Here is a 16,438-nt window from a genome sequence, read left to right on the forward strand (position 1 = left end):
TTTAGGAGCCGTCGCATGCTCTACACCCCTCCCCCGATTGATCCCAAGGCGCCGCCGGTGCGCATCAATCTGCTCTCGGACACGCAGACCAAGCCGACGGCTGCGATGCGCGAAGCGATGGCGCGGGCCGAAGTTGGTGACGAGCAAGTCGGTGACGATCCGACCGTGAATGCGCTGTGCGAGCGCGTCGCCGATCTGATGGGCAAGGAGGCTGCGGTCTACATGCCCTCGGGAACGATGTGCAACGTCACCGCGACGCTGGTGCATTGCCGTCCCGGCGACGAGATCTTGGCGCACGAGACCGCGCACATCATCGCCCGCGAAGGCGGTGCGCATGCCGCAATCGGCGGCTTTCAGGTGATGCAGCTCAAGGGCCCGGACGGCCAGTTCACGCCGGAGACGTTTCGCAAGGCTCTGCATCCCCGCACACGCTATCAGCCGCCGCAGACGGTCGTCAGCGTCGAGCAGACCGCCAATATCGGCGGCGGCACGATCTGGAAGAAGGCGGCGCTCGACGAGATTGTCGCGATCGCCAAGCAACATGGCCTCGTCACCCACATGGACGGCGCGCGCCTGCTGAACGCGACCGTGGCAAGCGGCATCTCGCCGCGCGACATGACCGCAGGCTGGGATTCGGCCTGGATCGACTTCTCCAAGGGCCTGGGCGCGCCGATCGGCGGCGTGCTCGCGGGCAGCCGTGCCTTCATCGACGCGGTCTGGCAGTGGAAGCAGCGCCTCGGCGGCTCGATGCGGCAGGCCGGCATCTGCGCGGCCGCCTGCATCTACGCGCTCGACCACCACGTCGACCGCCTCGCCGACGACCACGCCAATGCGCGCGCGCTCGCCCGCGGACTGTCGCAGATCGCAGGCATCGAGGTGCAAGAGCCCGAGACCAATCTCGTGTTCTTCAAGCCCGACGGCGCCGGCGTTGCCGGCGACAAGATGGTCGCCGCCCTGCGCCGGCGCGGCGTGACACTCGCGATGATGGACGGCCGCATCCGCGCCTGCACCCATCTCGACGTCAATACGAGCCAGGTCGAGGAGACGATCGGATACGTCAGGGAGATCGTGCGCGGGGCTTAATCAAAGCGTTGCGAGCGAAGTGGATACCGGTTCGCGTAAAGAAAACGCGTCAAAACGAGAATCTACCGCCCCATCGCCTGATAGATCAGCGTCTTCAGTGCGAGTTGGATCCGGCCGCGCTGCGACGGGGTCTGCATCATGAAAATCCCGAACAGATCGTCTTCGGGATCGATGAAGAAGAAGGTGCCGCCGACGCCGTCCCAGCGATATTCGCCAAGCGGCCACGAGGTACCTGGCGGCACTGAGGTGCGCACGGCGACGCCGAGCCCGTAGCCGGAGCTCTCGCCCGGGTAAAAGTTTTTGTCGCGCACGACGTGGGTTTCGGGACCGACATGATCCGATGCCATCAGGGCGATGGTCTCCGGCTTGAGATAACGCCGGCCTTCGTAGGTGCCGCCATTGAGCAGCATCTGTGAGAAGCGCGCATAGTCGCCGATGGTGCCGACGAGGCCACTGCCGCCCGACTCCCACCTCAGAGGTTTCCTGGGATCGCGAACCTGCGTCATCGGGCTGATCGCGCGATCCTGCGGCATCGGCTCGGCGATGCGCGGCCATTTGGCGGGATCGGCGACATAGAACGCGGTGTCCATCATCCCGAGTGGATCTAGCAGCCGCTCCTTCGCGAACTGCAGCAGCGATTTCCCCGATATCACCTCGATGATGCGGCCGAGCACGTCGGTGGAGAGGCCGTAGTCCCAGATCGTGCCGGGCTGTTCGGCGAGCGGCAGCGCAGTGATCTTCGCGACGAGTTCGGCATTGGTCAAAGCATCGCTGTCGAACAGATCGGCGTCGGCATAGACCTTGTTCACGATATCCCCGCCATAATAGCCGTAGGGGATTCCGGCGGTGTGGCGCATCAAATCCTCGATCGTCACCGGACGGTTGAGCGGCTCGAGCTCCAGCGAGAGCTTGTTGTCCCCGGCCTTCTTCTCGACGCCGACCTTCATGCCGGCAAAGGCCGGAATGTACTTCGAGACGGGATCGTGGATGGCGAGCCTGTCCTCCTCAACCAGCATCATCGCCAGGACAGAGGTGATCGGCTTCGACATCGAATAGAGCCGGAAGATCGTGTCTGCGCTCATCGAAATTTCGGTCGCGACGTCGCGGACGCCGAAATTCTCGTAATAGACCGGCTTGCCGTGCTGCTGCAGCAAGAGGATCGCGCCGGGAATTTTGCCCGTTGCGATCTCGTTCCTGATGTACTCGGAGACTCTTGCCAGACCCTGGGGCGCAAACTCATGCGCGCGGCTCTCAGAGCCCGCCTTCGCACCGGCGACGCCGCACAGAAGAAAGAGCGCCGCGATCAGCGCGCGGCGCCCGAACATCTCAATTCTCCATGGCCTCATAAATCAACTGCTTCAATGTCCGTTGCACCCGCTGGCGCTCGGTCGGTGTCTGCTCCAGCAGCACAAAAAACATGTCCTGCTTGGGGTCGATCACGAAATAGCAGCCGGAGGCGCCATCCCATTTCAGTTCACCGAGATCGCCGGGCGGCGGCGGCTTGGCGTTGCCGGGATCGGTGCGGACCGCAAGTCCGAGGCCGAAACCGAAGCCGTCGCCGGGGAAATAGAAATAGTCGCGATCCACGCCCGAAGTCGGGCCGATCTGATCGGTCACCATCAACTTGAACGTCTCGGGCTTGAGGATCGTTTTGCCGTCGAGACTGCCGCCGTTGAGCAGCATCTGCGCAAAGCGCTCATAATCGGCCATAGTCGTCACCATGCCGCCGCTGGCGAACTGGATCTTCTTGACGACCGTCGGATCGTTGATCCGGCCGACGCGAAAATCACTGTCGTTCGGCACCGGCTGCGCCAGCAGCTTCTGCTTCTCGGGATCCGTGACGAAGAAGCCGGTATCGACCATGCCGAGCGGGCCGAGCAGCTTCTCCCGCTCGATATCGATCAGCGGCTTGCCAGCGGCGACTTCCATGACGCGCGCCAGGATGTCGGTGGAATGGCCGTATTGCCACAGTGCGCCCGGCTGATTGTGCAGCGGCAGCTTTGCGATGCGCTCGGCGAACTCGGCGAGATCGAAATCGCCGGCATAGACATTGGCGTCGCGATAAGCTTTGCGGACCAGGCTGTCGCCATAGAAGCCATAAGTGACGCCCGAGGTGTGCGTCATCAGATCTTTTACCGTCATCGGCCGGTTCGGCGGCACCAGCTCGAGCGACTTGGTGCCGTCGTCTGCCTTCTTCTCGACGCCGACCTTCACGTTTGCGAAGGATGCAATGTATTTGGAGACGGGATCGTCCAGCTTGATCTTGCCATCCTCGACCAACTGCATCGCGGCGACGGACGTGATCGCCTTGCTCATCGAGAACAGGCGGAAGATCGTTTTGTCGGTGATCGGCGCCTTGCTGACCACATCCTGCACGCCGAAGGCTTCGTGATAGACCGGCTTGCCGTGCTGCTTGATCAGCACGGTGGCGCCGGCGATCTTGCCCGTCGCGACCTCGTTCTTGAAGAACTCGCTGATCTTCGCGAGCTTGTCCGGATTGAAATGCGCGCCGGCCGGAATCTCGTAGGTGCCCTCCGCGCGCGCGAGCGACATCGTGCCAAACGAGACAAGCGCGCCACAGACGAGCGCTCGCAGTCCAGATCGCAAAATCATATCCCCTCCCCGGAACAAGGCCGGCCGGAGTGTACTGACGGTACCATCAGGCACAAGGGCTGCCGTAGCGCGCCAAGACGTCCGTGTGGAGGGCGGCGCTTGCCCCCGAGAAACAGCAGAATATGACGTGGCCGACCGAAGCAGCCGTCGGCAGGGCGTCGATGGTCGCATGGACTGCAATCTTCGCGGCCTGATCGGCCGGAAAGCGATAAACGCCTGTCGAGATCGCGGAGAACGCCAGCGAGTTCAGCTCATTGGCCTGGCATAACTCAAGCGCACGGCGATAGCAGGAACTGAGCGCTTCGGCCTCTCCGCGGCTGCCGCCATACCAGACAGGGCCGACCGCATGGATCACATGACGCGCGGGCAGCAAGTAACCGTTCGTGATCTTTGCATCGCCGGTAGGGCATCCCCCGAGTGTCTGGCACTCAGCGAGCAACTCGGGACCAGCAGCGTCGTGGATCGCGCCATCGACGCCGCCTCCACCAAGGAGAGACGAATTTGCGGCATTGACGATAGCGTCAACGCTCAGCGTGGTGATGTCGGCGACAATGACGTCGAGCTGGACGCCGCCGATGTGGCGCGTCAGCACCGTCACGGATCAGGCCGCGACGACAACGCCCTTCTCGGAGAAGAGCTGCTGCAATTCGCCGGCCTGGAACATCTCGCGGACGATGTCGCAGCCGCCGATGAACTCACCCTTCACGTAGAGCTGGGGGATGGTCGGCCAGTTCGAATATTCCTTGATGCCGTTGCGGAGTTCGGCGGATTCGAGAACGTTGAGGCCCTTATAGCCGACGCCGACGTGGTCGAGGATTTGGACGACCTGGCCCGAGAAACCGCACTGCGGAAATTGCGGGGTACCCTTCATGAACAGAACCACGTCGTTCGACTTCACTTCATTGTCGATGAATTCCGCGATGCTCATATCCGTGTCCTTCTGGGGCAGAGCCCTCAACATTATCCTCGGGCCGGCTCAACCGATTTAACCCGATACCTGTCTATATATGTAGCCCAAACCGTTGTGCATCCAAAGTAAAATGGCGGCGAACAGGCCCGGACCGGCGGAACGGGACGGCCTTGGGCTCATTGCATGATGGCACGAATATCATCACCGGGGAGGACTTTCATACCGTAACGGAGCCCCTATCTAGGACGAACCTTGGTTTTGGAACCGGGTCTCGCCAACAACGTTCTCTTGTCCTGTCTGGAGAAAAACGTGACGAAACAAGCCTCCGCTACGGCCAGTCCGCCGCTTTCGTCACCCTCCCCCGACCAGGGTAGCCTCGCCCAGCGGCTCGAGATCGCCTTTCTCGCCGTCCGCAACGAGACCGAGCGCCGGGCTGCGCCGCTGTCGCCCGAGGACCAGCAGATCCAGTCCATGCCGGATGCGAGCCCAGCGAAATGGCATCGGGCGCATACCACCTGGTTCTGGGAGCAATTCTTGCTCGGCGAGCACGCGCCTGGCTACCTGTCCTTCCACCCCGATTTCGCGTTCCTGTTCAATTCCTATTACGTCAGTGCCGGCCCCCGCCACGCCCGCAATCATCGCGGCGACATCACCCGGCCCAGCGCCAGCGAAGTCGGCGCCTATCGCAGCTATGTCGATGCGGCCGTCGTCAAATTCTTCCGCGAGACCGGCGAGGACAAGCTGCGCAAGATCGCCCCGCTGATCGAGGTCGGGCTGAACCACGAGCAGCAGCATCAGGAATTGATGTACACCGACATCCTGCACGCCTTCGCGCAGAACCCGGTCTATCCGGCTTACGACACGGATTGGCGATTTCCGGCCGCGACACGCACCGGCGACGATTGGATGACGCTGAACGAGGGCATCCACACCGTCGGTCACGTCGATGACAGCTTTCATTTCGACAACGAGAAGCCCGCACATCGCGCGCTCGTCGGCCCGGTCAAGATCGCCCGCAACCTCGTGACCAACGGTGAGTGGCTCGCCTTCATGCGCGACGGCGGTTACCGGACCGCGACGCTGTGGCTGATGGACGGCTTCGCCGCGGCCGGCAAGGAAGATTGGCAGGCGCCTGGCCATTGGCGCGAGGTCGATGGCGGATGGCAGGTGATGACGCTTGCCGGCCTCAAGCCGGTCGATCCCGACGCGCCCGTCTGTCATGTCAGCTATTACGAAGCCGATGCGTTCGCGCGCTGGGCCGGAAGGCACCTGCCGACCGAGATGGAGTGGGAGGTCGCCGCACGCGCTGGCCAGGTCAACGACGCCTTCGGCATCGTCTGGCAGTGGACGCGCAGCTCGTATTCCCCCTACCCCGGTTACCGCGCCGTCGAAGGCGCGCTCGGCGAGTACAACGGCAAGTTCATGGTCAACCAGCTGGTGCTGCGCGGCTCCTCGCTGGCGACACCTGATGGTCACAGCCGCGTCACATATCGCAACTTCTTCTATCCGCACCACCGCTGGCAATTCACGGGGCTGCGGCTCGCCGATTACGTCTGAAGTCTTGAAGTCTCATCCGACGACAACCGCGCGCCGGACAGCGCGTTCAGGAGAGTACCATGAATGTGCACGCCAGCGCTTTGGCCGAAGCCCATCTCCCCGACGAGCAGACCACCGCCTTCGCCCGCGAGGCCATCGAAGACCTCTCGCAGCAGCCGAAAAAGCTGTCGCCGAAATACTTCTATGACGCGACCGGCTCGGAGCTGTTCGAGGCGATCACGCGCCTGCCGGAATATTATCCGACCCGTACCGAGCTTGCGATCCTGAAGGAGCGCGGCAGCGAGATCGCGAAGATCATTCCGGAGCATGCGGCGCTGGTCGAGTTTGGCGCCGGCGCGACCACGAAGGTTCGTCTGCTGCTGAACCATTGCAAGTTCGCGGCCTATGTTCCCGTAGACATCTCCGGCGACTTCCTGAGGGCGCAGGCGAGCGGGCTGAAGCGCGACTATCCCGCGCTCGGCATCTATCCGGTGGCGGCCGACTTCACCACGCCGTTCGAGCTGCCCAAGGCGGTTGCGTCCATGCCCAAGGTCGGCTTCTTCCCGGGCTCGACCATCGGCAATTTCGAACCGCATGAAGCGCAGGCCTTCCTGACGAGCGCCCGCCAAATCCTCGGCCGGGGCGCGCAGATGATCATCGGCGCCGACCTGGAGAAAGAGGAGCGCCTGCTCCACGCCGCCTACAACGATGCAGCCGGCGTCACCGCACGGTTCAACCTCAATGTGCTGGTGCGTATCAACCGCGAGCTCGGCGGCAATTTCGACCTCTCCGCCTTCACCCATCGCGCGATCTACAATCACGCACGGCACCGCATCGAGATGCACCTGATCAGCCGGAAGAGCCAGACCGTGCGCCTGCTCGGCACCAGCTTCACGTTCAAGCCGGGCGAGAGCATCCACACCGAGAACAGCTACAAATACAGCCTCGAGCGCTTTGCCGCGCTGGCGCAAGGCGCGGGCTGGCGCGTGCGCGAGAGCTGGACGGACGCAGCCGAGATGTTCTCGGTGCACGCGCTGGAGGCGGTGGAGTAAAAGCTCCGGCGTCTCAGCGCTCCCCGGCCTCTTCCGGCTTCGACCCTAGCGACACCGACTCCCACACCGCGACGACGATCATGATCACGCTGGTCGCGACCGACAGCCACAGCGGCGAGAGGTCGGCGGCGAACCACCACAGCGCCAGCAGCAGGATGATGCCGATGCCGTGGGAGAGCTGGAGGAAGCCGCGGATCGAGTGCTTGAACAGGATGGTGCCGACCAGAAACACCAGGGGACCACCGATCGTGCTGACGATGGTGCGGACGTCGGAATGTCCGGTCGGATGTTTCAGCACCAGCTCGTCCGAGACAGCGGTCAGGATGATGCCGGCGACGATCGGCATGTGCAGATAGGTGTAGGCGAGCCGCGCCAGCCGGCCGGATTCGGCGCTCTTCGAGATCAACTCGGAGCCGGCCTCGGCGCCCTTGTGGAAATAGACCCACCACATCGCGATGCTGCCGACCAGGGCCGCGACGAAGGCCAGGATGTTCTCCGCAGTCCAATCCAGCTCGGCGAAGGTCGCGCCGTTGACGACGACGGCCTCGCCGAGCGCGATGATGATGAAGCCGGCGCAGCGCTCGGCCATGTGTCCGCCCTCGACGGCCCAGGCTTCAACCGACGAGAAGCCCAGCTTCGGCACCCAGAAGCGCACCGCGGGCGAGACGTATTCGATCGCGAGCGCAGCGATCCAGAACCACAGCCGCTCCTCGCCATGGGCCAGACCGCCGAGGATCCAGAGCACCGCCGAGCAGCACAGCCAGACCAGAATGCGGATCGCGTTGTGCCGCACGGCGGTGCGATGACGCGGGGTCGCGAGCAGCCAGAAGGCGGTCCGCCCGACCTGCATCACCGCATAGGCGATCGCAAACCAGAGGCCACGGCCGTCGAACGCGCTCGGAATCGTCGTCGACAGCACGAGGCCGCCCAGCATCATCAGGAAGATCAGGATGCGGACCGGCGTCAGCTCGGGGTTGAGCCAGTTGGTGACCCAGGCGGTGTAGACCCACACCCACCACACGGCGAGAAACAGCAGCGCGACCTCGACCGCGCCGAGCGGCGTGAAGTGGTGCAGCAGCGTGTGCGAAATCTGCGTGACGGCGAAGACGAAGACGAGGTCGAAGAACAGCTCGGCATTGGTGACGCGGCTGGGTTGGTTCGGCACGATCACGCGAAACATCGCGCCGCGCTGATTGTCCGCAGCCATCATCACCCCGTCGTGCGATCAGGTCAGGTGCCAGGTACCCCGGTTTGCAGCGCCAACGCGTGTAGCACCCCGCCCATCTGTCCTTGCAGGGACCGATAGACGATCTGGTGCTGCTGGACGCGGGATTTGCCGCGGAAGGATTCCGAGATCACGGTCGCGGCATAGTGATCGCCATCGCCGGCGAGGTCACGGATGGTCACCTCGGCATCGGGGATCGCCGCCTTGATCATCGCCTCGATATCGTGGGCGTCCATGGGCATTCGGGTCTTGCTCCTTGTGTCGGCTCTAAGCCTCGTCGTCGAATCGCTTGCCGGGGTCCCCTCACCGGCACGGCCAAACTTAGCGTGAACGGCCTTCTACGTCACGCTTTCCGGCACTATATCCCTGATCCCATCCGGATAAAGGCACGACAAAGTGCCGCGCGCGGCAGAATGATCGAAAAGGCGTGAAATCATGAAGCTTCCAGGTCCCGACCACCCCATCACGATCACCCAAAACCCTCGGCGCGTCCGCGTCACGGCGGGCGATATCGTGATTGCCGAGAGTACCAAGGCGCTGACGCTGAAAGAGGCCAAATATCCGGCGGTGCAATATGTGCCGCGGGAGGACGCCAACATGGCGTTGCTGGAGCGCACCGACCGCACCACCCATTGCCCCTACAAGGGAGACGCCAGCTATTACAGCATCAAGGCCAACGGCAAGACGCTCGACAACGCGATCTGGACCTACGAGACGCCCTTCCCCGCGATGACAGAGATCACCGGGCACCTCGCTTTTTATCCGGACAAGGTGAAAATCGAGGAGGTGGGATAGTTGGAGTCGACGTCATTCCGGGATGGTCCGAAGGACCAGACCCGGAATCCAGAGATTCCGGGCTCGGTCCTGCGGACCGCCCCGGAATGACTTATCAGGTTACGCTCTGAAGATCGTGAGCCCGAGGATCAGCAGCACCAGGAAGATCACGAGGAAGACGTAGAACAGAAAGCGGGCGATATCGGCGGAGGCCGCCGAGATCCCGGTGAAGCCGAGCACACCGGCCACGATCGAGACCAGCAGAAAGATCAGTGCCCACTTCAAGATCGTCATCGCCAGCTCCGCTGGTATCGGCCGCCGCGGCCGGCGGCGTCTCACTTCGGGAACGCTAACCGCATTGTGCGGAGCAGGTTCCTAAACGCACGACAGAAGGATTTTGCGGCGCAAACTGCGCTTGCTGAATCGGGTTCCCGGCGGCAGAGTCCGGCCGGAGGAGAAAGGCGACCGGGGCAGCCATGATTACGATGTCACAGTCTGCGCAGGGTGGCGCAGAGGCGCATGCCGAGCCGAAGGCAAAGGTGCGCAATATGTCGCTCGACCGTGCCCGCACCTTCCTCACGCTGGTGGTGCTGCTGCATCACGCTGTCATTCCCTACACCTATTTCGGTCATACCGATCCGAAGTTCTTCTTCGGCTTCGACATGATCGTGCTCGCCACCGACAGCTTCTTCATGGCGATGTTCTTCTTCCTGTCCGGCTTGTTTGCGTGGTCAGGCATCGCCCGCAAGGGAGCGCAGAGCTATTTGACAGATCGCCTGCTGCGGCTTGGGCTGCCGTTCGTGATCTGCGCATTCACGATCATTCCGCTCGCCTATTACGCCATCTCGCTCCGGCAAAATCCCAAGATCGACTTCGCGGAATATTGGTGGAACATGGTCACGAAGGGTCCCTGGCCGAGCGGGCCGATCTGGTTCCTCTGGGTCCTGCTCGCCTTCGACGTGGTTGCCTGCATCCTGCATCGACTGTCACCCAACCTGCTCGATCCGATCAATCGGCTGTCGCTGCACGGCCGCCGCCGGCCCGCGGTGTTCTTCGCGGTTATGCTCGCCATCACCGCAGCGTTCTATGTTCCGGGGCTGATGTATTTTGGGCCAAGCAGCTGGTTCGAGTTCGGGCCGTTCTCGGTGCAGCACGGGCGGGTGATGCTCTATGCGAGCTACTTCTTTTTCGGTGCCGGCATCGGCGTCGCGAATATGGACCGCGGACTGCTCGCGGCTGACGGCCGGATGGCGAAGGTCAGCTGGGACTGGATGGTCTTGGCGATCGTTCCGTATTGCCTGCTCTGGGTGCTGATCTTCATCAAGCGCGAAATACTGGGAAATCCGTCACCGCTGCCGAACTGGTATGAGGGCCTCTATGCCGTCTGCTTCGCTGTTTTCAGCGTAGCTATCATGTTTCTGATCCTGGCCTTCTTCCAGAGGTTCAAGCAATCGGGTTCGGCCAGACTCCTCGATCCGATGCAGGCGGACGCCTATGGCATGTTCTTGGTGCACTACCCGATCGCGCTTTGGCTGCAATACTGGCTGTTCGACTATGACCTGCCAGCGATCATCAAGATGACGATCGGATTCGTGCTGACAATCGCTATCAGCTGGGCGCTGACGCGCGCCTTGCGCCAGATCCCCGGGGCAACGAAGGTGCTGTGAGCTCGTGAAGGCGGCCTACGCCGCCTTCCCGCCCATATACTCCGGCAGCCACCGCTCGAACGACTTGCGCAGCGCATCGATCGTCACGGGAGTTTCGCCGACGATCGCGATGGCGTCACCACCGGTGGTGCCGATCCGCACGCAGGGCACCTCGCAACCGCGCATCTTGGCGAGCACGCGGCCAGCCTCTATCTCCGGCACGGTGACGAGATAGCGCGCCTGGTCCTCACCGAACCAGTACGCCTGCGAGACGAGCGAAGTCGGCGCAGCCAGCAGTCTTGCGCCGATGCCGCTCGCCATCGCCATCTCCGCGAGTGCGATCAAGAGGCCACCGTCGGAGAGATCGTGCACCGCAGTCGCGGTGCCCGCGTGAATCATGCCGCGCACGCAATCGCCGTTGCGCTTCTCGGCGGCGAGGTCGACCGGCGGCGGTGCACCCTCCTCGCGACCACAGATGTCACGCAGGTACACGGACTGACCGAGCCAGCCATGTGTCTCGCCGACCAGCAGGATGGCCTCGCCCTCAGCCTTGAAGGCGAGCGAGGCCGACTTGGTGAAGTCGTCGAGCAGGCCGACACCACCGATCGAGGGCGTCGGCAGGATCGCGCGGCCATTGGTTTCGTTGTAGAGCGAGACGTTGCCGGAGACGACCGGGAAGTCGAGCGTGCGGCAGGCTTCCGAGATGCCCTTCAGGCAGCCGACGAACTGGCCCATGATCTCAGGGCGCTCAGGATTGCCGAAGTTGAGATTGTCGGTGATCGCGAGCGGCTTGCCACCGACGGCCGTGATGTTGCGCCAGGCCTCCGCCACCGCCTGCTTGCCGCCCTCAAACGGGTCGGCCTCGCAATAGCGCGGGGTGACGTCGACGGTCAGCGCAAGGCCCTTCGGCCCGTCCTGCACGCGCACGACGGCGGCGTCGCCGCCGGGGCGCTGCATGGTGTTGCCGAGGATGACGTGGTCATACTGCTCCCACACCCAGCGCTTGCTGCACATGTCGGGCGTGCCGATCAGCTTCTCCAGCGCTGCGCCAAGCGCCATCGGCGCCGGCACCTCGCGCGCATGCACGGTCGGCAGCGCGGCGGAGGGCACATGCGGGCGGTCATAAAGCGGCGCCTCGTCGCCGAGCTCCTTGATCGGCAGGTCGGCCATGACGTCGCCGCCATGCTTGACCACGAAGCGCTTGCTCGGCGTGGTGTAGCCGACCACGGCGAAATCGAGCCCCCACTTCCTGAAGATCGCCTCGGCTTCCTTTTCCTTCTCGGGCTTGAGCACCATGAGCATGCGCTCCTGGCTCTCCGAGAGCATCATCTCGTAGGCGCTCATGCCGGTCTCGCGGGTCGGCACCGCATCGAGATCGAGATCGACACCGAGATCGCCCTTGGCGCCCATTTCGACGGCAGAGCAAGTCAGACCCGCCGCGCCCATATCCTGGATCGCGATGACGCAGCCCTTCTCCATGATCTCGAGGCACGCTTCGAGCAGCAGCTTCTCGGCGAAGGGGTCGCCGACCTGCACGGTCGGGCGCTTCTCCTCGGACTTGTCGTCGAACTCGGCCGACGCCATCGAGGCGCCGTGGATGCCGTCGCGGCCCGTTTTGGAGCCGAGATACACGATCGGCATGTTCACGCCGGAGGCGGCCGCATAGAAGATCTTGTCGGCATTGGCGAGGCCAACGGCCATCGCGTTGACCAGGATGTTGCCGTCATAGCGGGTGTGGAATCGCACCTGCCCGCCGACCGTCGGCACGCCGAAGGAATTGCCATAGCCGCCGACGCCGGCGACGACGCCGGAGACGAGATGCCGGGTCCTGGCGTGTTCGGGCGCACCGAAGCTCAGCGCATTGAGGCAGGCGATCGGGCGCGCGCCCATGGTGAAGACGTCGCGCAAAATGCCGCCGACGCCGGTGGTCGCGCCCTGGTAGGGCTCGATGTAGCTCGGGTGATTGTGGCTCTCCATCTTGAAGACCACCGCCTGGCCGTCGCCGATGTCGATCACGCCGGCATTCTCGCCAGGGCCCTGGATCACCCAGGGCGCCTTGGTCGGCAGGCCCTTCAGATGGATGCGCGAGGATTTGTACGAGCAGTGCTCGTTCCACATCGCCGAGAAGATGCCGAGCTCGGTGAAGGTCGGCTCCCGCCCGATCAGCTTCAGGATGCGCTCGTATTCGTCGGGCTTGAGCCCGTGGGCGGCAACCAGTTCGGGGGTGATCTTGGGTTCGTTCTTCATGGATTCGGGGCTTTCGGCGGCGGTTTGGCCGTTCTTAGGAACATCGGGGGCTCACGAAAAGCCCTTTATGGCGCATTTTCCCGCTGTCCCACGTTTTGCGGGCGGGCGGTCGCAGGAACAGCAATTGCACGGCGTGAACGGATCGGATTTAAGGGCTAAAGACCCGCAATTGAAGGCCCATTTCCTTGCACGAATTGACCAAAACGCCCCCGCCCCGCCGTCCCGACCTCCATATCGCGACCGAGGGGGAATTCGAGGGCTGGCAGACCTGGATCCGCGACAGTTTTGAGAATCATATCGGCCCCTTCTGGCACCGCTTTGAGGCGGATGGCCGGGTCCGCTGCGCCTTCCGGGTCGAGAAAAAGCACCTCAACGGCTCTCAAAACGTCCATGGCGGGTGCTTCATGGCGTTTGCCGACTACTGCCTGTTCGCAATCGGCCGACACGCGCTGCAGGGCAAGGGCGTGACCGTCAATTTCGCCTGCGAATTCCTCGATGCCGGCCATGAGGGCGAGCTGATCGAGTGCACCGGCGAGGTCACCCGCGCCGGTGGCTCACTGATCTTTCTACGCGGGGAGATGATGGCCGGCGACCGCCGCCTCTTCACCTTCTCCGGCACGATCAAGCGGGTGAAGCGGAAGCCGCTGCCTCAGCCGACCCCATAGTTCGACGCCTTTCCTTTTGGCGCGAGCAATTGCGCCAATCAGGCAGCGACGTTTGGCTGCCGGAAGGCCGCTTCCATCTCGCGGCGGACCCGCACGGCGAGATTGTTCGGATCGTACTCTACATCCTCCCATTTCAGGCGCTGGCCGGGCTCGATATCGGTCTTCAGCTTGACCTGGTGGGCGAGGCCGAGCGGCAGGTAGCCCTGCTTCAGGGAAGCGTCGGCGGGGGTCTGCTTGCCCCAGACGCAGAAACCGCCCTCGCCGTCGAGCATCTCGCCGGCCTTCAGCTTCCGCTTGGCGGTCGCCACGACATCCGAATTGAACACGATCGGCGCGCCGGTCGGCTCCTTGCGCAGCGCTGCAGAAGCAACGGAGATCCCGAGCTCGAGCCCGATCATATGGATCGGCCGGTACAGCGAGGCATATTTGCCGGTCTTGTCCGGCAGCATGCTGTATTCGCGGAAGCATTCCTCCGAATAGGCGCTGTCGGTCTCAAACACGACATAGGTCCCCATCACAAGGCTCTGCGGGACGTCGCTGCCGTCACGATAGACCGACGAAGTGACCTCGGTGACGCCTGACTTCTCCAGCATGCCACCGTCGGATTTCGGCTTGCAGATTTCGGCGTGCTCGAACCGCGTCGCCGGTGGGAAGGACAGGCCTTCGCTCTGCGCATGCAGCCCGGTCGCATTGCACACGGCCGTCATCTCGATGCCCGACTTGGTGCCGTCGACGAACGAGTTGAACATCTTCGGGTTGATCGAGTTGCGATCCTTGATCTTCATGTATTTGTCGAGGATGTCCCAGACCGTATCCGGCGTCGACTGGTGATAGGTCGGGTGGTAGCGCGTGCCCTTGCCGGCGGCGACGACCTTGAATCCGGCGGCGCGCGCCCAGTCGACATGGTCGGCGATCAGCGCCGGCTGGTCGCCCCAGGCCAGCGAATAGACGACGCCCGCCTGCCGTGCCTTGCGCGCCAGGATCGGGCCTGCGACCGCATCCGCCTCGACATTGACCATCACGATGTGCTTGCCGTTCTCGATCGCCTTCATCGCGAAGCGGATGCCGGCGCCGGGATCGCCTGTCGCCTCGATGATCACCTCGATGGCGGGATGGGTGATCAGCGCGTCGGCATTGTCGGTGACGATTGTGCGGCCATGCTTGAGCGCGTCGTCGATGGAGGTTGCCGCATATTGTTCCTCGGGCCAGCAGCCGAGCTTGAGCTGCGAACGGGCGCGGGCGGTGTTCAAGTCGGCGACGCCGACGAGATGCATGCCGTCGGTCTGGCGCACCTGCGACAGGAACATCAGGCCGAATTTTCCGGCGCCGATCAGGCCAATGGTGACAGGCCTGCCGGCCGCCTTGCGCTCCAGCAGCATGCGATGGAGATTCATCTGGATTTCCTTAAACGTTCCTCGGGTGACGGCGATCGTTGCAGCCGTGAGGTGCGGCCGTGCTCGCCTTGCACGGAAACGTTAGGCAGCACCGAATCCGAGGGCAATTCAGATTATCTGCCCTGACGATGTAGAGGCGCTAAACAATCCGCGCGTTTTGGCGTTCACTCCACGCGTCGCGTTCACGACGCAGCCAATCGAGGAAGGTGCGGGTCTTGCGGTGACGGAGATGACCGTGCGGACAGACGATCCACTGCGTGGTCAGCGTGACCTCCGGCGGATTCTTGACGGGGCAAACCAAGCGGCCGTCACGCAATTCACGCCAGGCCAGCAGCTCGCTTTCGAGGCCAATGCCGAGGCCGTCGACGGCGGCATCGATCGCCATGTGGCTACGGTCGAATAGCACGCGCTTCCAGCGTTCCGCGGGCTCGATGCCGGCCTCGGTGAACCAGCGCGGCCATTGCATCTGCGATTTCACCGAATGGATCAGCCGGTGCTTGAGCAGATCCTGGGCTTTGAGGCTGCCCGCCGCAAACGACGAAGGCGCACACAACGGAAAGAACCGCTCCTTGCCGAGACTTTCCACAAACAGGCCGGGCCAGCCGCCTTCGCCGTGGCGGATTTCCAGGTCGACATTCTCTTTGCGAAAGTCGGTGGGTTCATTGGTGCCGTCAAGCCGCAATTCAATGTCGGGATTGGCCTCGACGAAGCTCGCGAGCCGCGGCAGCAGCCATTTGCTCGACACGCTCGGCGCGGCACGCACCGTCAGCGTGGTGGCCGAGCGGATGCCGCGGACGTGCTGCGTCACATCGGTGACGTGCTCGATCTCGCGGCTGATCATCTCGAAATAGCGCTCGCCGGCTTCCGTCAGCGTGATGTTGCGCCCGACCCGCGAGGTCAGCGCCGTGCCGAGATGCAGCTCCAGCGCCTGGATCTGCTGGCTGACGGCCGACGGCGTCACCCGCAATTCGTCCGCCGCACGGGAAATGCTGCCTGCGCGCGCCACCGCGTGGAAGACGATGATGGCGCGGAACGGTATCTGCATCAGGAAACCTTTTAGGCCAGCTAAAGTGACGACGAATATAATTCAATTGTCGTGCATGACCAGCGATCTAGGCTTCAACCTCAAGGCAACCCGCGACAGACGGGCGCCAAAGAGGAAACAGGACGGCGCAGGAAGCCCGTCCGCCCGGGGGAAGGAACGCAAGGCTTAAGCCCTTTCACCAGCTCCAGCGATTTTGACGACACCGGCGCAGCAAGGCCTGCGCGCGGCAACGAACACGTGCGCCGACA

General features: G+C 63.3%; 16 protein-coding genes. 6 read left to right on the forward strand and 10 right to left on the reverse strand.

The genetic code is table 11. The features are described from left to right. Positions 1-15: 15 nt before the first annotated feature. On the forward strand, positions 16-1,083 hold the full coding sequence (locus JQ587_RS10705; RefSeq protein WP_212425262.1) for a threonine aldolase family protein: 1,068 nt from the start codon (positions 16-18) through the stop codon (positions 1,081-1,083). Positions 1,084-1,145: 62 nt separating this feature from the next. Here the strand turns inward: JQ587_RS10705 and JQ587_RS10710 are convergent, their stop codons facing one another. Genes JQ587_RS10710 through grxD form a run of 4 tightly spaced genes read right to left on the reverse strand, consistent with a single transcriptional unit; the run spans position 1,146 to position 4,624 of the window. Then, a complete protein-coding gene (locus JQ587_RS10710) occupies positions 1,146-2,408 on the reverse strand; it encodes a serine hydrolase domain-containing protein (RefSeq protein ID WP_212425263.1) in 1,263 nt (420 codons plus the stop codon). 1 nt (position 2,409) lies between these two features. Continuing rightward, positions 2,410-3,696, reverse strand: a complete 1,287-nt coding sequence (locus JQ587_RS10715) for a serine hydrolase domain-containing protein (RefSeq protein WP_212425264.1) — start codon at positions 3,694-3,696, stop codon at positions 2,410-2,412. Positions 3,697-3,742: 46 nt separating this feature from the next. Next, complete coding sequence (locus tag JQ587_RS10720) at positions 3,743-4,294, reverse strand: O-acetyl-ADP-ribose deacetylase (RefSeq protein ID WP_212425265.1); 552 nt, start codon at positions 4,292-4,294, stop codon at positions 3,743-3,745. Between the two features lie 3 nt (positions 4,295-4,297). Next, positions 4,298-4,624: a Grx4 family monothiol glutaredoxin gene (gene grxD / locus JQ587_RS10725; RefSeq protein WP_128926634.1), complete on the reverse strand. Its 327-nt coding sequence runs from the start codon at positions 4,622-4,624 to the stop codon at positions 4,298-4,300. Between the two features lie 240 nt (positions 4,625-4,864). Here grxD and egtB point away from each other — a divergent pair, with 240 nt between their 5' ends. Both egtB and egtD read left to right on the forward strand, forming a co-directional pair. Then, positions 4,865-6,163 carry an ergothioneine biosynthesis protein EgtB gene (gene egtB / locus JQ587_RS10730; RefSeq protein ID WP_212425340.1) on the forward strand — a complete coding sequence of 433 codons (1,299 nt, stop codon included), beginning with the start codon at positions 4,865-4,867 and terminating at the stop codon, positions 6,161-6,163. Positions 6,164-6,222: 59 nt separating this feature from the next. Beyond that, positions 6,223-7,194, forward strand: coding sequence for an L-histidine N(alpha)-methyltransferase (egtD, locus tag JQ587_RS10735; RefSeq protein WP_212425266.1), 972 nt, complete (start codon positions 6,223-6,225; stop codon positions 7,192-7,194). Positions 7,195-7,207: 13 nt separating this feature from the next. On the opposite strand, the gene JQ587_RS10740 is transcribed toward egtD, so the two are convergent. Both JQ587_RS10740 and JQ587_RS10745 read right to left on the reverse strand, forming a co-directional pair. Continuing rightward, positions 7,208-8,401: a low temperature requirement protein A gene (locus JQ587_RS10740; RefSeq protein ID WP_212425341.1), complete on the reverse strand. Its 1,194-nt coding sequence runs from the start codon at positions 8,399-8,401 to the stop codon at positions 7,208-7,210. 23 nt (positions 8,402-8,424) lie between these two features. Further along, complete coding sequence (locus tag JQ587_RS10745; RefSeq protein WP_015685068.1) at positions 8,425-8,661, reverse strand: BolA family protein; 237 nt, start codon at positions 8,659-8,661, stop codon at positions 8,425-8,427. A gap of 193 nt (positions 8,662-8,854) precedes the next feature. Here JQ587_RS10745 and JQ587_RS10750 point away from each other — a divergent pair, with 193 nt between their 5' ends. Further along, on the forward strand, positions 8,855-9,214 hold the full coding sequence (locus JQ587_RS10750; protein WP_212425267.1) for a DUF427 domain-containing protein: 360 nt from the start codon (positions 8,855-8,857) through the stop codon (positions 9,212-9,214). Positions 9,215-9,313: 99 nt separating this feature from the next. Here JQ587_RS10750 and JQ587_RS10755 read toward each other — a convergent pair whose 3' ends face one another. Further along, positions 9,314-9,487, reverse strand: coding sequence for a DUF1328 domain-containing protein (locus JQ587_RS10755; protein ID WP_212425268.1), 174 nt, complete (start codon positions 9,485-9,487; stop codon positions 9,314-9,316). 182 nt (positions 9,488-9,669) lie between these two features. On the opposite strand from JQ587_RS10755, the gene JQ587_RS10760 reads away from it, so the two are divergent. Further along, positions 9,670-10,860: an acyltransferase family protein gene (locus JQ587_RS10760; protein ID WP_212425269.1), complete on the forward strand. Its 1,191-nt coding sequence runs from the start codon at positions 9,670-9,672 to the stop codon at positions 10,858-10,860. A 15-nt stretch (positions 10,861-10,875) separates the two neighbouring features. On the opposite strand, the gene purL is transcribed toward JQ587_RS10760, so the two are convergent. After that, positions 10,876-13,086: a phosphoribosylformylglycinamidine synthase subunit PurL gene (gene purL, locus JQ587_RS10765; RefSeq protein ID WP_212425270.1), complete on the reverse strand. Its 2,211-nt coding sequence runs from the start codon at positions 13,084-13,086 to the stop codon at positions 10,876-10,878. A gap of 185 nt (positions 13,087-13,271) precedes the next feature. Between purL and JQ587_RS10770 the strand changes: the two genes are divergently transcribed. Continuing rightward, positions 13,272-13,751: a PaaI family thioesterase gene (locus JQ587_RS10770; RefSeq protein WP_212425271.1), complete on the forward strand. Its 480-nt coding sequence runs from the start codon at positions 13,272-13,274 to the stop codon at positions 13,749-13,751. A 38-nt stretch (positions 13,752-13,789) separates the two neighbouring features. Here JQ587_RS10770 and JQ587_RS10775 read toward each other — a convergent pair whose 3' ends face one another. Then, positions 13,790-15,145: an NAD(P)H-dependent oxidoreductase gene (locus JQ587_RS10775; RefSeq protein ID WP_212425272.1), complete on the reverse strand. Its 1,356-nt coding sequence runs from the start codon at positions 15,143-15,145 to the stop codon at positions 13,790-13,792. A gap of 139 nt (positions 15,146-15,284) precedes the next feature. Beyond that, positions 15,285-16,190 carry a LysR substrate-binding domain-containing protein gene (locus JQ587_RS10780; protein WP_212425273.1) on the reverse strand — a complete coding sequence of 302 codons (906 nt, stop codon included), beginning with the start codon at positions 16,188-16,190 and terminating at the stop codon, positions 15,285-15,287. Positions 16,191-16,438: the final 248 nt, after the last annotated feature.

Source organism: Bradyrhizobium manausense (genome assembly GCF_018130615.1).
Classification (GTDB): domain Bacteria; phylum Pseudomonadota; class Alphaproteobacteria; order Rhizobiales; family Xanthobacteraceae; genus Bradyrhizobium; species Bradyrhizobium manausense_A.

Bases quoted from the DNA above. Each gene is read 5' to 3' on its own strand.
- JQ587_RS10715 (WP_212425264.1), bottom strand. From the start codon at position 3,696: ATGATTTTGCGATCTGGACTGCGAGCGCTCGTCTGTGGCGCGCTTGTC.
- egtD (WP_212425266.1), top strand. From the start codon at position 6,223: ATGAATGTGCACGCCAGCGCTTTGGCCGAAGCCCATCTCCCCGACGAG.
- purL (WP_212425270.1), bottom strand. From the start codon at position 13,086: ATGAAGAACGAACCCAAGATCACCCCCGAACTGGTTGCCGCCCACGGG.
- JQ587_RS10760 (WP_212425269.1), top strand. From the start codon at position 9,670: ATGATTACGATGTCACAGTCTGCGCAGGGTGGCGCAGAGGCGCATGCC.
- JQ587_RS10710 (WP_212425263.1), bottom strand. From the start codon at position 2,408: ATGTTCGGGCGCCGCGCGCTGATCGCGGCGCTCTTTCTTCTGTGCGGC.
- JQ587_RS10775 (WP_212425272.1), bottom strand. From the start codon at position 15,145: ATGAATCTCCATCGCATGCTGCTGGAGCGCAAGGCGGCCGGCAGGCCT.
- JQ587_RS10740 (WP_212425341.1), bottom strand. From the start codon at position 8,401: ATGGCTGCGGACAATCAGCGCGGCGCGATGTTTCGCGTGATCGTGCCG.
- JQ587_RS10755 (WP_212425268.1), bottom strand. From the start codon at position 9,487: ATGACGATCTTGAAGTGGGCACTGATCTTTCTGCTGGTCTCGATCGTG.
- JQ587_RS10745 (WP_015685068.1), bottom strand. From the start codon at position 8,661: ATGCCCATGGACGCCCACGATATCGAGGCGATGATCAAGGCGGCGATC.
- JQ587_RS10780 (WP_212425273.1), bottom strand. From the start codon at position 16,190: ATGCAGATACCGTTCCGCGCCATCATCGTCTTCCACGCGGTGGCGCGC.
- JQ587_RS10750 (WP_212425267.1), top strand. From the start codon at position 8,855: ATGAAGCTTCCAGGTCCCGACCACCCCATCACGATCACCCAAAACCCT.
- grxD (WP_128926634.1), bottom strand. From the start codon at position 4,624: ATGAGCATCGCGGAATTCATCGACAATGAAGTGAAGTCGAACGACGTG.
- JQ587_RS10705 (WP_212425262.1), top strand. From the start codon at position 16: ATGCTCTACACCCCTCCCCCGATTGATCCCAAGGCGCCGCCGGTGCGC.